This is a genomic window from Simiduia aestuariiviva (genome assembly GCF_014192475.1).
GTDB classification, from domain to species: Bacteria; Pseudomonadota; Gammaproteobacteria; order Pseudomonadales; family Cellvibrionaceae; genus Simiduia; species Simiduia aestuariiviva.
On record NZ_JACHXZ010000003.1, the window covers coordinates 234,847 to 248,907 of the forward strand.

The 14,061-nt window shown below is 53.8% G+C and carries 9 protein-coding genes; 2 read left to right on the top strand and 7 right to left on the bottom strand.

Annotation, left to right across the window (positions count from 1 at the left end):
* Nucleotides 1–48 precede the first annotated feature (48 nt).
* The 7 genes from FHS30_RS10770 to FHS30_RS10800 form a co-directional block, all read right to left on the bottom strand.
* Complete coding sequence (locus FHS30_RS10770; RefSeq protein ID WP_183910490.1) at nucleotides 49–735, bottom strand: MBL fold metallo-hydrolase; 687 nt, start codon at nucleotides 733–735, stop codon at nucleotides 49–51.
* Nucleotides 736–756: 21 nt separating this feature from the next.
* Complete coding sequence (locus tag FHS30_RS10775; protein ID WP_183910491.1) at nucleotides 757–1,590, bottom strand: sulfite exporter TauE/SafE family protein; 834 nt, start codon at nucleotides 1,588–1,590, stop codon at nucleotides 757–759.
* Nucleotides 1,590–2,102, bottom strand: coding sequence for a rhodanese-like domain-containing protein (locus FHS30_RS10780; protein ID WP_183910492.1), 513 nt, complete (start codon nucleotides 2,100–2,102; stop codon nucleotides 1,590–1,592). The genes FHS30_RS10775 and FHS30_RS10780 overlap by 1 nt, the downstream gene beginning before the upstream one ends.
* A gap of 21 nt (nucleotides 2,103–2,123) precedes the next feature.
* Nucleotides 2,124–2,426, bottom strand: a complete 303-nt coding sequence (locus FHS30_RS10785; protein WP_183910493.1) for an ArsR/SmtB family transcription factor — start codon at nucleotides 2,424–2,426, stop codon at nucleotides 2,124–2,126.
* Nucleotides 2,419–2,919 (bottom strand): protein tyrosine phosphatase family protein, encoded by a 501-nt coding sequence (locus tag FHS30_RS10790; protein WP_183910494.1) that lies wholly within the window; start codon nucleotides 2,917–2,919, stop codon nucleotides 2,419–2,421. The genes FHS30_RS10785 and FHS30_RS10790 overlap by 8 nt, the downstream gene beginning before the upstream one ends.
* A 265-nt stretch (nucleotides 2,920–3,184) precedes the next feature.
* Entirely contained in the window at nucleotides 3,185–5,215 is a 2,031-nt protein-coding gene (locus tag FHS30_RS10795) for a VWA domain-containing protein (protein WP_183910495.1), read from the bottom strand.
* 16 nt (nucleotides 5,216–5,231) lie between these two features.
* Nucleotides 5,232–5,903 carry a YEATS-associated helix-containing protein gene (locus FHS30_RS10800; RefSeq protein WP_183910496.1) on the bottom strand — a complete coding sequence of 224 codons (672 nt, stop codon included), beginning with the start codon at nucleotides 5,901–5,903 and terminating at the stop codon, nucleotides 5,232–5,234.
* Between the two features lie 174 nt (nucleotides 5,904–6,077).
* Here FHS30_RS10800 and ilvB point away from each other — a divergent pair, with 174 nt between their 5' ends.
* Together ilvB and FHS30_RS10810 are read left to right on the top strand one after the other, a co-directional pair.
* Entirely contained in the window at nucleotides 6,078–7,946 is a 1,869-nt protein-coding gene (gene ilvB, locus FHS30_RS10805; protein ID WP_183910497.1) for a biosynthetic-type acetolactate synthase large subunit, read from the top strand.
* 504 nt (nucleotides 7,947–8,450) lie between these two features.
* Nucleotides 8,451–13,907, top strand: coding sequence for a PKD domain-containing protein (locus FHS30_RS10810; protein WP_183910498.1), 5,457 nt, complete (start codon nucleotides 8,451–8,453; stop codon nucleotides 13,905–13,907).
* The last annotated feature ends 154 nt before the right edge of the window (nucleotides 13,908–14,061 follow it).

Sequence of the window (14,061 nt, forward strand, 5' to 3'; positions counted from 1 at the left end):
TGTAACAATCGACGGCGGCCCTGTGTACGACGCCGCCGGACTCGCGAGTCAGCTAACCCCGCAGCCTTTGTTGGCCGGCACGGCCACATCCATCATTTTCGGGTTGGGGAGCTTGAGATTGGCCATGAGTTCTACGTAGGCCTCCACATCGCTCACCTGCAGACGCGGGTTGTGGGCCTGCTCTTCCGCTAAGCTGCTCGACGTCCAGCCCTTGTAGTCGTGCGCAGGCCACACTTGCGTATCACCGGGCATTGCCAACAGGCGTTGCAAACTTTGGTACTGAGCGCGCGCATCGCCGTTTTGGAAATCCGTGCGCCCTGTACCCCGGATTAGCAGTGTATCGCCTGTAAACAACATCTTCTGTTCAGGTAGATAAAAACAGTAGGAGTCGTCAGTGTGGCCCGGCGTGAACAGCGCCGTCACGCGCAGGCCACCGACCACGAGTGTGTCACCGTCGCTAAACCAACCCGAGGCGCAGGCAACATCGCTTTGTTTACCCATCATAGACTTTGCCCCTGTGACGTCGCGCAAGCGCCCCAAGGCCGTAACGTGATCGGCGTGCACATGTGTGTCTAGCGCATATTTCAGGGTTAAATCGAGCTCTTTCAACAACCGCAAATAGCTATCGGTTTGCTCCAACACAGGGTCGATCAATATCGCCTCACGGGTTTCCGCATCGGCGAGCAAATAAGTGTAAGTCGAACTTTTATGCTCGAATAATTGGCGAAAAATCATGGTATCACCTCGCAACATCGGTTAAACCGCGCGCCACTGCAACCACAGTGCGCAAGCAGTCAAAATGAGCATCATGAAAACAAATAGCCGCTGCAGCTTGGGCCCCGCCAAGCGCTGCGCCAGCAGTGAACCCGCGATCATGCCCAGCACACCACCACCAGAAAGCCATAGCAACAGCTCGTAATTAACGGCCGCGCCAAACCAGAGGTAACTGGCAAAACCACTGGTGCTCACCACGGCAATCACCGCTAGCGAAGTGGCCACTGCCGCCCCCATCGAAAGCCCCGTGAGCAAGACCAGCAATGGGACGATAATAAACCCGCCGCCCACGCCAAACAGGCCCGACAATATGCCGGTGATGGCGCCGCCCAATAGCACACCCATAAGGCACGTGGGCCGCAATTCCATGCGACCACTGTCGCTGAATTGACACAACGGCTGCTCACCGGTCGCCACTGCGCCGCCTACGCGCGCGCGGGTCACGCTGGCAGAATCCGGCTCACGCTGGGCTTGGCGCCACATGCGCGCAGCCACCCAAATAACCAAACCGACGAAACCCAGCATCAAAAGGTGGTCGGGAATTTGCACTGCCAGCCAGCGGCCAGCGGGCGCAAAGAGCGCCCCACTCAGTGCCAAGACGATGGCGGGCAACCACACCACCTCTTTGCGTGGCAAGCGGCTCACCACGCCCCATATGGCGCTCACCGCCACTGCCCCTAGCGCCAAACCGGTGGCTTCGCCGGTGGCCAAACCCAAGCCCAGCATCAGTAGCGGCACGGCAAACAACGAACCGCCGGCACCGGTCAAGCCAAGCACCAGCCCCACAGCTGCACCGATGAGCAATGGCGTTAGCATTAGGCTTTATTCCACGGCATGCGCGCTAAAACCATCAGCATCGGGCAGGCATCGGTAATGCCAGAAAACATCAAGCCCGCGCCCACAAAACCGCTTAAACCAAACCACGCAGGGTGAATAAAGAAACCACCCAATACCCCAATCAGCACCATTAAACCCGCAGTGATGCGCATTTGACGATCGAGTGCGATGGTTTTGCGTTCGCCCTGCTTGAGCAATTTGGGATCGACATTTTCAATACCACCCTCAATCACCACCAGATCACAGGTGACCTGATCACCAATTTTTTCGCAGGCCATTTCGGCGCGTTTCTGGGTGCGGCACATCAAATAAACGGGGCCGTCTTTAGCCACCGAATGCACCGCCTCAACGGTGATGTCACTCACCGGCACGTTGGTGCTGCCAGGCAAAAACACTGAATTAAATTCCGCAGGGGTGCGCACATCCACCACGCACAGGGATGAATCTGCGGCCCACTTTTGGGAAAACTCTTGTGCACTCATGCGTTTCATAGGACCACCTCAAAAATTAAATTAACTGCAATACAACTGTTTTAGTACTTCAATAATGCGAACGGCCTCACTGCCCTGCAGTCGATAAAACACCGACTGCCGCTCCTTCCTCGTTGCCACGAGGCCAGCCTCCCGCAAACCCGCCAAGTGCTGCGACAGCGCAGACTGGCTGAGTGGCACGCGGGCATTCAACTCGCCCACCGACAACTCACCCTCGATGAGGGTGCACAAAATCATCAACCGGTGCGGATTGGCGAGCTGTTTGAGCAACCCCGCTGCGTCACCGGCATGGCGTGCCAGCGCCGCTAAATCGGCATCATTCATTGGCCTCGCCCTGCACTCGCGCGCGAATCGCCTGCTCAAAGCCCGCCTTCATACCCATTGCGCGCCCTTCGGCTAAGGCCGCTTCGAGATCCACACCTTGGGAGATCTGCCACAGGGCCCAGGTCATGCCCACGCGATTGCCCGACCGGCAATGCACTAAGGTTTTACCGCCTTGCAACAATTCACCGAATGCCTGAATGCGCGCAGCACTAGGCAGCTCACCGCCCGTGGGCAGGTTGTGCCAGCTCAACCCCAAGGCGTCTGCCGCTTGTTGCTCTGTTTCAACGCCCTCGTCTAGCCCACGCAGATCGATAATCTGGGTGTATCCCTGCGCCTTCAATTGTTTCAGGGCATCAGGCTCTACCAGCCCTCCAGTGGCTAACATCGCACTGTGCTGGTGGAAGTTTTTAATACCGACCAAGGGCTCAGCCGCAGTCGAGGACAACGCAAACAGCAACCCGAACAATGCAAAACCTAAGTATTTAAAGGACATATAGCTCTCCTGCACATGATCGTTAAGGGGGTTCACACTACCGCACACGCCATACCACCCCACTAAGAGTAACCATTAAATTAGATTTAGTTAATTTAGTCAAGACTAATATATAAAAACTGAGCGCGACCAAGGCGGTCGCACTGTTTCTCAAGCAGGATATGGGTCAGTGATGGGTCGCCAGTGGCCGCCAGATTTAACAGCCAGTGCCGGCGTAATTAAACATCCGAGATATCAATATCAGACGCCACTAAATCAGACGCCTCTAAGTTTTCTCTTCACCCTCCGAGGGCTCATCGTCGGCATCTTTGCCTGGGGCTAGATCGTCGAGCGTAAACTCAGGGGCGGGCTCCGTGGGCGCCTCACTTGCGCTGGCCAAATCTTCAGCGGCCGACTCGCTCTCCAGGTCTACTGCAGGGGTGTCTTCCATCGACATGGCCGGCGCCTCTTCCGCCAAATCTTCCAACTTAGGCGCCTCGCTCAATTCCGCCTCGATCTCAGCGTCTAAGGACTCATCCTCAATGTCATCGTCTTCTATGACCTTTTTGCCACCCATCACTGCGCGCCACGCAAAATACGCCAAACCAAGCACCAATAGATTGCCAAAGGCGAGTGCGCCATAAAGCAACCACTTTTTAGTTTGCCCTGTATCAGCTTCTGGTGCAGGCGCCTCAGCCACCTCGGGTTCAGGTTCGGGTTCGGGTTCCGGCTCAACAGTGGGCTCTGGCGTTGGCTCCACCACCGGCGTCTTCTGCGCAAAAGGATCGCCACCTTCAGGGTGTTGGAACTTCACGGGGTCGGGGTGGTGGTCAAATTTTCCACCCTCCGTATCCACGGCACTGATGCGCAGGTCCACCTCGTAGTCGCCGTCTCGATCAGGACTGAGTAACAACTCCCAATTGTCCGTGGGCGTTAGTACCAGTGGCTGAATACTCGAACGACCTCCCGGCTCGCGCACCTTGGCCACTACCACGGTTCGGGTTTTGTCGAGGGTCTGGCCGTTAGCGCTAACTGAAATCAATTGGTCGCCGTTGTCTTGTCGCTCACGGGCCACGCGAAATGGCGGGCGCACGGCAAAGTTGTGGGTGAATTCACGACTAAAGCTTTTTCCATCCACTTTCAAGCGCAGCAGGTACTGCCCTTCCGAATTAAACTGATCCAGCCTGCGGCGATAAATCCCATTGCCCGGAGGCAGTGCGTCCGATAATTTTTCGCGCCACAGCGATTGATCGCCCTGGGTTAACTCCGCTTCAATATTTAACAGCCGCAAGAAGCGCGCGTCCGACAAGGTTTTGCCCGTGTCCTGCAACAAAAATTGCAGCTCGGCTTGCTCGCCCTCAAACAAATTATTCACCATTGGCTTCACCAACAGCTTTAGGTTGCTGACGATGGTGATTTTACTGTCGGGATCTAAGTCGGCGCGCACCAGCCATTCGCCCTCTATAGGCTGCTTAATGGTGACCAGGTCGTGATCGCTCGCGCGATACCACGCGATGTACGGGTCTTTCGTATCGGCTTGATAAAATTTTTGGTCGGGTGAGAGCAATTGGGTTTGCTGGTCGGGCACCGCCCGAAAAATCAACGCGGTAAATTCCTCGATACTAGAATCCACGAGAAATTTATTTTCATCCAGCGCCACTTCATCTGCCGGCGCAGACTGTGCTAGAGCACGCATGAATATCTTGGTGAGCTCGCTGGCGTTATTGGCCACCGCGGCAATGCCGTCGGTGCCCAGCGAGAGTGCGTTCATCAACTCCTGATCGGCATTGTCAGACAGCGCAACGGTGTGGATTTTCACCTGTTCGCCCTTGAGTGACGGCAGCACTAAATCCACGATGCGGCGCCACTCTTTGGCGTTTTCTGCAGGATCGCGCGATACGTCTACCATGCCATCGGTGAGCAAAATGATATTGGTTTTAAAGCCCGGTTCTGGCTTACCACCATCTTTTGCCGCCCGCTCAAGTGCGCCGCCAATATTGGTGAACAACCCCACGGAATTGACCTGCGCGACCTTTGCCGTGGCATCTTTGCGCCACTGATCATCGACGACGCGATGCGGCACTAACATGTTCACGTACTGACCAAAGGTCCAAACGCCCGCCTTGCTACCGGCGGGAATCATGTTGATCAACAACTCTAACGCCGGCCTGCGCAGGTTTTCTGGATCGTTTTGCTTCATGCTGCCGGAGATGTCGATAATGACTCTCACATCCGCCTGCTGCGTTTCGATTTGGGCCTGCGCAACCGGCGACACGAGTGCCGCCAGCAACAACCAAAGTACCGGCATCTGCTTCATAAGTGTGGCGCCCGATTTAGACGATCATGTCCATCACGCGGCGACCTTTTTCGGTCACGTACCAACGCACCCCTTTTGACCCGCTGACCTTGCCGGCCAAATTGCGCGCCACCAACACATTGAGTGTTTTGGCCATGGTGGTCTCGTCGGCGGTGGCCTCATGGCACAAACCCGCCATTGACCGGAAGATGTAGCGCCCGCGCCCCAGCGTCTTCAACACTTTGGCAGAGGTCACATCCAATTCGATTTCCGCCTCCATGGGCCCCTGGTTGCCATCGGCCTCCGGGTCTTGCTCGGTTTCCGTGGCAATGAGCGGCATCAACTCTTCCTGCATCATGCGCAGGTCGTGGTGCACATTGTCCGAAATGGCGCGCGCCTGTGCCGCTTCACGCAGTATGCGCTCGCCCATGTTGACGATAACCAACCGCGACGCCACCGCGGCAATCAAACAGTAGCCGGTATAGATGAGCAGCCGCGAGGGGTCGCCCTGAATTTCCAAGATCAAATCACTGTTGACCAAATTCAAGACCACCGGCACCAAAAATGCTGCGCCCACGCCCATGACAATGCAGCGCGGCAAGCTCGCTGGGTCGTTATCGTTTTGATTCATTTGATAAAAATTGATCAGTCCGCCGAATACCCCAGCGAACAACATGACAAAAGCCAGTATAAAGATGTGGTTGGCCATGACGCTCTCCCTGATTATGGTTGCCAACGGCTGCTCACTGATCTACGACAAGGCAGCAGTTAGTCACTTTAGTTATAGCAGCTATCGCCTTATGCGCAATTTTGCGAAGATGCTTTAATCGCCGTCACATGGCGACCAATAACCCTATTAATGAATATTCAAGGAGCCAATGTCATGAATCGCCAATCTGTCGATAACGTCACTTACGCCAACAAAGGCACAGTATCTGGCGGCGCGATTACTGACATTATTGAGTCCCAGCGCATTGGTGCCCTGCGCGGCGCGCAGCTGCTCGCCAAAGCACTGCAGGCCGAAGGCGTGGAACTGCTGTTTGGCTACCCGGGCGGCGCCAATCTAGAAATCTTTGATGTACTGGCAGAGTTCGGCATCCGCTGCATCCGCACTGAGCACGAGCAAGGCGCCGTGCACGCGGCTCAAGGCTATGCCCGCGCCACGGGCAAAGTGGGCGTGTGCTTGGCCACCTCCGGCCCGGGCGCCACCAATTTGGTCACCGGCATCGCCGATGCCATGAGCGACTCCATCGGCATTGTCTGCATCACCGGCAATGTGCCCTCGCACCTGCTCGGCAAAAACGCCTTTCAGGAAGTGGACATAGTGGCGGTCACCAAGCCCATCACCAAAAAGAACTATTTGGTGCATAAGGTCACTGACATTCCTGAAATTGTGCGCGAGAGCTTCGCACTGGCCGGTGGCCGTAGGCCGGGCCCTGTGCTGATCGACATCCCGAAAGATATCCAACAACACTACCCGCGCGACCCCGAGGGCAACTACACCCCGCCGCGCGTGCCCGCCGTCATCGAGCCGCCCGAACCGCCGGCCAGCGGCATGACCGCCAACCAACTGGAACAGGCTTTACGCTTATTGAACGAAGCTGAGCGTCCCGTCATCTATGCCGGTGGCGGTATCGTCGCCGCCGGCGCCCACGATGAACTGCTGCACCTGGCCCAGCGCGCGCAAATTCCCGTGACGACCACGCTCATGGGCCACGGCTGCTTCCCGCCCGCGCACCCCTTGGCGCTGCACACGCTGGGCATGCACGGCGCCAAATACGCCAACGTCGCCATCAACGAGGCAGACCTGGTGATTGCCGCCGGCGTGCGCTTTGACGATCGCGTCACCGGCAAGGTGAGCGAATTCATCAAGCACGGGCGCATCATTCACATCGACATTGATCGCGACGAGCTCAACAAAAACAAAGACGTCACCTTGCCGGTGTGCGCCGACATTAAATTGGCCTTAGAACAATTGTTGTCTGCCTGTGCGAGTGTCACCGCCCGTCCGTGGGTGGATCAAATTCAACAATGGAAAACCGCGTGGCCCTACCCCACGCCCGATTGCGACACCATCAGCCCGCAACACGCCATCGGCTTGCTCTCGGACATGACCAAAGGTGAAGCCATAGTGAGCTTGGGTGTGGGCCAACACCAGATGTGGGCCATGCAGCATTACCAAAGCACCAAAACCCGCTCCTTTTTAAGCAGCTCCGGTTTTGGCACCATGGGCTACGGTCTGCCTGCCGCCATCGGCGCCAAGGCCGCCTACCCGGCGCGCACCGTCATCGATATCGACGGCGACGGTTCGCTCAACATGACCGTGCACGAACTCGCCACCTGTCACCGTTTTAAACTCGGTGTCAAAGTGGTGGTGATTAACAACCAATGGTTGGGCATGGTGCGCCAGTGGCAAGACATGATCTACAACAAGAATCGCGCCGGCTCGTCGCTGTCAGACCCACTCACTCGCGTTAAAGCCGATAGCGACATGGACATCTACCCGAACTTTCTCGCCATCGCCGACGGCTACCGCGTCACCGCCGAACGGGTGGTTAGAAAGGAAGACCTGCCCGCCGCCTTCGAGCGCATGCTCGCCGATCCCGACCAGCCGTATCTGTTAGACGTCATCGTCGCGCGTGAAGAAAATGTTTATCCCATGATCCCCGCCGGCGGCAGCTACCAAGATATTTTAATGTCGGATGCGGATTTAAAAGGCGTTAAGCGCGAACAGCAAGGGAGTAATATTTAACAGTTCACATGTAATTCGATGTGAGACCTTGAGAGTTTCCGCGAAGGAGGTGGGCCACTGGTGCAGCGACACCAAGCCCACAACCAAAGTAAAAGCCCGAGTAATACCTCTGCCGAGCCCCAACCGGAACTGCACCGGGTGGGTAAACATCAATGCCACAATGGGCATCCACGCTGATGACGATACACTGGCATTCCCTCAAAAAACTTTGTGCCACTGACTTAATTGATTTCCTCCTCTAGACCGACGGGTCACCCTTTCGCAGGGTTACGCATCACGGTGAGTGACGGCAAGGCGATCAAAAAACGATCAGCCTTGGTTAAATAGTATGAAAATATATTGAACCGCATGCACAAATTCGCCAATATTCGCGCAATCAAGGATGTCGCTTGGTTCAGGATGAACAACAGGTCTAATTTAGGGCCACCTTTCGTGTACACCTCCTAACCTCCACAGCCTCCTTGCATAACCATTTTATATTCGTTTAGGGCGCTGGGGGGTGCTATGAAATCTTATTCAATTTGGCTGTTTTTGGGGTTATTTCTAACCGCATGTGGCGGCGGGGGCGGTGGTTCGGCTGACACGCCTGTCAATCCAATTACAGCACCGGCACCGACGCCAACGCCCGCGCCAGAACCAACACCGGAAGGCTTTACGGGCATTTTCGTAGATTCCCCCGTACAGGGGCTGGCATTTTCTACCAGCACCGGCGAAACAGGGAAAACCGGCGCCACTGGAGAATTTCAATATCAGGAAGATGCGCGGATAACATTTTCTTTGGGCGCGCTCCAACTACCTGAAGTGCCTGCCTACAGTGTGCTGACACCCTTAGATTTGTTCGCCACCCAAAATATTCGCACTCCGGCCGTCAGTAATTTTGTGCGCCTGCTCCAAACCTTGGACGCCGACCAAAACCCAGACAATGGCATTGAACTCGATAGCGCATCTATCGATGCCCTGGACGCCGCCGGCTTTACCCTAGCCGACCTGCAACTGCCCACCAAAGAATTTGAGCAGTCAACGAAGTTTGGCACTTTGTTTACCGCCCTGACTCGAATCACTTCACTGCTGCCAGAGCATCAGGCGCTCGCACATTTTGCTAAAACACTGGCCAATTCCAATGCCATAGATAGCGATGGCGACCGCGTCGTAAATGCATTAGACCCCGATGATGATAATGATGGCGTTGCCGATGAACTCGATGCCTTCCCTTGGGATGCCACCGAAGCGTTTGACTTTGACCACGATGGCGTAGGCGACAACGCAGACACCGACGACGACAACGACGGTATTCCCGATGTAGAAGATTCAATATTGGAATTGCTGTCCGAGCTGCCTGATGTGGGCATTGGTGCATTTGATAAGCTCTCTCACTCGGATTATGGCTATTTGTTCCTGACCTATCGCAATGCGCAAAAACTCGATGTGCTCGACCTAAGCACCGGGGAATTGATAACGTCATTTAGCTTTGACGCATTTCCAGAGCGAATGAATCTAAGCCCCGACGGCCAGCACCTTTACGTTGCGCTGCCAATTCAAGCGCATAGCTACTACTGGTGGGATGAGGATCAAACCGGCAAAGTTGCTCGAATCAATCTCGCTACGCTGGCCGTAGATAAAACTTACGAGCTGGCTACTGACCCCTATGACTTAGTGGTAACCAGCAGTGACCGACTGGTGGTGGCGTCCGGATCCGGGCAATGGACCAATATTAATCTGTACCGCGCGAGCACCGGAGAATTTCTCGATAGCGCAGGTATTCGCCATGCGTCTTTGCTGGTGCTAAGTCCCGATGGAAAAACCATCTACGCAACGGACACCGACTCCTCAGCCAACTCCTATCAGATTTACCGTTTAGAAGGCGACACAATTACCCAGATTTCACACTCAAGTTATTTGGATTACCACGCCGAAGGTGATAGCTGGATAACGCCAGATGGTAAATACAGTTTTACCGGTTGGGGACATGTGGTGCAGTTGTCGGATGTCACATTATTCAAAACCTTAGTAACCGGCGCCAGAATTACACAAGTCACTTTCGACGAAGCCTATAACTTGGCTGTGATTAGCCTCAATGACGACCGAATACTTACAGTCAACCTAACCAGTATGGAGATAATTTCTGAATTAGCGCCGATCGGCTCGTTGGTACATGCGGAAGTGTACAATGGCTATTTGCATGTGTATTCGGAATTGTCTGGCCAGATAATAAAAAGCCAGCAGCCCCACCCCTGTTTAGAGTGCCGCACCAATACGCCCCCGAAAGCAAGCTTTTCTTTTAGCTCAGACGACGGAAATATTCAATCCCCCTATTATTTTGACGCAGCGTCTAGCATAGACAGCGAGGATGGCACGCAACTTTCTTACCGCTGGGATTTTCAAGCAGATGGCGTGTGGGATACCGAATTTTCTACCACCGCGGCGATTGAATTTCAGTTTAACGTGCCCGGCAAAAAGCACGTACGGCTACAGGTAAAAGATCCACAAGGACTCGTCAACAGTGTTACTCGAAATTTCGACGTAGCTCACGGAGTCGGCCTGCCAATTGCCTACACAGGCGGTGCAGCGAATCAATTAGCCTATGGCATTGGCTTTACCGTGCACGACGCCAGTCGCGGCAAACTCTACCTAACTAACGCGGCGGAAAAGCGACTCTATATCGTTGACCTTGCAACCGGGAAAACTGAAAAATACTTTCAGTTCGCCTTCGATCCGGAGCGCATGACTCTATCTGCAGATAGCAACACACTCTATGTTGCCCTGCTGTCCCAACCACGCACTAATTATTTTAGTGGCGATGAATCGGAGATCGCCGGACTGATTGGAACCATTGACCTGCAGTCGCAAACGCATACCAATACCTACCGCATCAAAAATGACCCTTGGGATATCAAAGTCACTGCTAGCGACAAGTTAATTGTAAGCCCAGGTCGAGGCTGGAATCGCCATCTTTCTACCTACAACGCTGGCTCCGGCGCCCTACTTGGCAGTATCTCTTACTACGGGACCGTGAATTTATTGCTGAGCGATACGGGCAACGGTTTTTATACTGTGGATGAAAATTATATTCACCTCTATACCCTAGAGGGATCTACGCCCGTTCAAACATTAAGCAGTCCTTATGACTATTACAGCCGCCCAAAAGGTGGAGTTTGGTCGCTGGGCGCCAGCAAGGATATATTGGGTGCCGGAGGGGCTACCTACAACCCCGCTACCCTGGTTAAAACCGGGGCACTTGCCGGCTGGTCAGGGACCATTGCAAAAGCGCTAATCGATGAAACCCAAAAATTGATTTTTGTGTTATCAACCTCGGGATCGCTGAGCTATTACCATCTAGAAACACTGGAATTCATTGGCAACATTCCAGTAACGGGCACGGTTCGCGATGTGATATTGCACGAAGGCAATCTCATTGTGCGCATTGCACAATCGGATTATTTGCATCAACTAGAGCTAATCGATCACCCCTGCGATACCTGCGGTGTCAATACTCAACCCACCTCACAACTTAGTGTTTCACCCGATGCCAGTGGTGACACTGAAGACCTATATGTTTTCGACGCCAGCGCCAGCAGTGATACTGAAACAACGGATGCCTTGTTGTTTCGTTGGGACCTGGATGGCGACGGTCAATGGGACGGCGACTTCAGTGCCACCAGTGTTGTAAATCGCAGATTCTATGTGCCGGGTGACTATGATGTCTCGGTGCAGGTAAAAGACGAGGGTGGTTTAACGAATACCTCCACGGTTAGCTTTACCGTGTCACAGGCAATTGTTGCCGCTGAAGCCGTCTCAGATACCGAGGCCAATGCACTTAACTTCACCGCGGTTCAAACGCTTTACCACTCCACTACCGGAAAGTTTTACAGCCTCGATAGTGCAGCCAAAAGGCTTTATCAAACGGATCAGGCAACGGGCTTAACGGAATCCTTTATTCCATTCATCTATGAACCCGTACGCATGGCGCTCTCGCAGGACGGTGCATCGCTTTATGTAAGCCTTATCACGCAACCCTTTAGTGATACACGTGCCATTGCAGAGCAAGGCGGTTTTATTGCCCGCATTGATTTGGTTAGTTTCACACACACTCAAACCCTGCCGGCGCCGTTTGATCCCTTTGATCTTGTGGAAGCCAGTGCAGACAAATTGATAGTCAGCTCAGGCTCTGGCGCCTACGGCAGCCGCATCTATGCCATTAGCACAGTAGATGGCATGATCATTGAGTACCTAAGCTGCAGCTATCATTGCACCTTAAGCCTGGATGCAGCCACCAATGTGGTGTATGCCACCGGCACAAGCGTCGACGGATACGCCTATAGCTATAAATATTCCACGAGCGGTGTAGGTTTATCTCAAGTCGCTTACCAATATTATGGCTACGGCAATAACAACGGTCCTGCTGGGCGCATGTGGCTAGTGGCCAACGGCACAATATTAGTGGGCGCGCGCGGGGATCTGTACGACACACTGAACCTCAGCCATTTAGGCAATCTGTACGATTCAGGTAATCTCCACGATGTCGCCTACGATGCAGAAGAAAATTTACTTTTCACGCTCGATGATGCCGGCAGCTTAACCTATTACAACGCCAGCACGCTGGAATACATTGGCGTGGCAACCGTATCGGCGAATGCACGCGCACTGTTTGTCATTAACGATAGCTTGGTTGTGTATTCGGAGTCCGATGGCTCAGCGCAGCTGCAATATCCGGCCCACCCCTGCTCAACTTGCGGTGAGAATACTGCGCCAGTTGCTAGCTTTAGCTTCAGCTCAGACAACAACGAAACATCAGATGTATTTACGTTTGATGCATCTGCTTCTTCTGACGCTGAAGATTTTGCAGACCTGCAATACCGCTGGGATATGGATAACGACGGCGAATGGGACAGTGTGTTCACCACCAATGCCATCACTGAATCAACCTTTTTCTTGCCCGGCAACTATGTCATTCGCCTGCAGGTAAAAGACAGCGGCGGTCTTTATCACGAAACCAATCAAACAATCGCGGTGACCCAGGGCATCGACACGGGCGAAGCAGTCACGAGCTCATCGCCCAATGTATTGAATTTTGTGGTAACCGATCACGTTGTAGACGCTAGCCGAAATTCGCTATGGGCGTCCGACAAAGGCGGCAAGCGCGTCTATAAAGTGAATTTAGATACCGGTCTAACGGAGCGATATTTTGATTTCCCCTATGCGCCCGAGTCACTGGCGTTGTCGGCCGACTCCAGCAAACTGTACGTGGCATTACTCGGTCAAGAGCACAGTTCCTACTGGTGGGAGGAAGACCAATTTGGTTTTATCGGAACCTTTGATCTCGAAACATCTGCTTTTGTTTCTGTGTATCGCATTAGCACCGACCCCTATGACATGGTGGTAACCGCTGGTGGCAAGCTAGTAGTCGCTTCAGGCTCCGGCCAGTGGACAGATATTTTTGCGTACGCTGCTGATACTGGCACAGTATTGGGTCAATCGTTTATACGGCAAAGATCTCGCCTGTCGCTGCACCCGAGTGGAAACTGGGTCTTTGCCGCCGATACAGATAGCTCGCCATCAGATATTGAAAAGTTCGATATCTCCGGCACAGGCATTGGCAGTGGTGTCGATTCACCCTACCACGGCCACCACAGAATGTCGGGTAATGTCTGGGCCTTGGCCACCGGTGTGCATCTGCTAACCCGTGGTGGCGACGTGTTCCTCGCATCAGACATGTCTTACGTGTTCGGGTTAACGCCCAATGGCGTTAGCGTTAAGTCGGCCGTAAACACCACAAGCAGTGCGCCCCTGTGGGTACTTGATAGCAATAATGTGGTGTCACGTTACGATGCTTCGAGCTTCAGCCTGCACTCAAGTAGCGTTGCCTATACCAACGCCACGGGATTGTTTGAACTCGATGGAATTGTTTACGTAATCAGACAAAGTGGTGCTACCTATGTGTATGAGCAGGTAGTCACTGAATAAATTTGTTCACATGCTCCATAAAAAAGCCCCGTTAATTCGGGGCTTTTTTATGGTCTTCGGAAAACCTATTAAGCAATGCATTGCGCAATGAAACACGTTAATAACCACCGACCTTGAAATGCACCACAATTGTAGGTTCAAAAGCCTACAAAAG

Excerpts from the sequence above, each read along its gene's own strand:
- FHS30_RS10770 (WP_183910490.1), bottom strand. The coding sequence starts at position 735 with ATGATTTTTCGCCAATTATTCGAGCATAAAAGTTCGACTTACACTTAT.
- FHS30_RS10775 (WP_183910491.1), bottom strand. The coding sequence starts at position 1,590 with ATGCTAACGCCATTGCTCATCGGTGCAGCTGTGGGGCTGGTGCTTGGC.
- FHS30_RS10780 (WP_183910492.1), bottom strand. The coding sequence starts at position 2,102 with ATGAAACGCATGAGTGCACAAGAGTTTTCCCAAAAGTGGGCCGCAGAT.
- FHS30_RS10785 (WP_183910493.1), bottom strand. The coding sequence starts at position 2,426 with ATGAATGATGCCGATTTAGCGGCGCTGGCACGCCATGCCGGTGACGCA.
- FHS30_RS10790 (WP_183910494.1), bottom strand. The coding sequence starts at position 2,919 with ATGTCCTTTAAATACTTAGGTTTTGCATTGTTCGGGTTGCTGTTTGCG.
- FHS30_RS10795 (WP_183910495.1), bottom strand. The coding sequence starts at position 5,215 with ATGAAGCAGATGCCGGTACTTTGGTTGTTGCTGGCGGCACTCGTGTCG.
- FHS30_RS10800 (WP_183910496.1), bottom strand. The coding sequence starts at position 5,903 with ATGGCCAACCACATCTTTATACTGGCTTTTGTCATGTTGTTCGCTGGG.
- ilvB (WP_183910497.1), top strand. The coding sequence starts at position 6,078 with ATGAATCGCCAATCTGTCGATAACGTCACTTACGCCAACAAAGGCACA.
- FHS30_RS10810 (WP_183910498.1), top strand. The coding sequence starts at position 8,451 with ATGAAATCTTATTCAATTTGGCTGTTTTTGGGGTTATTTCTAACCGCA.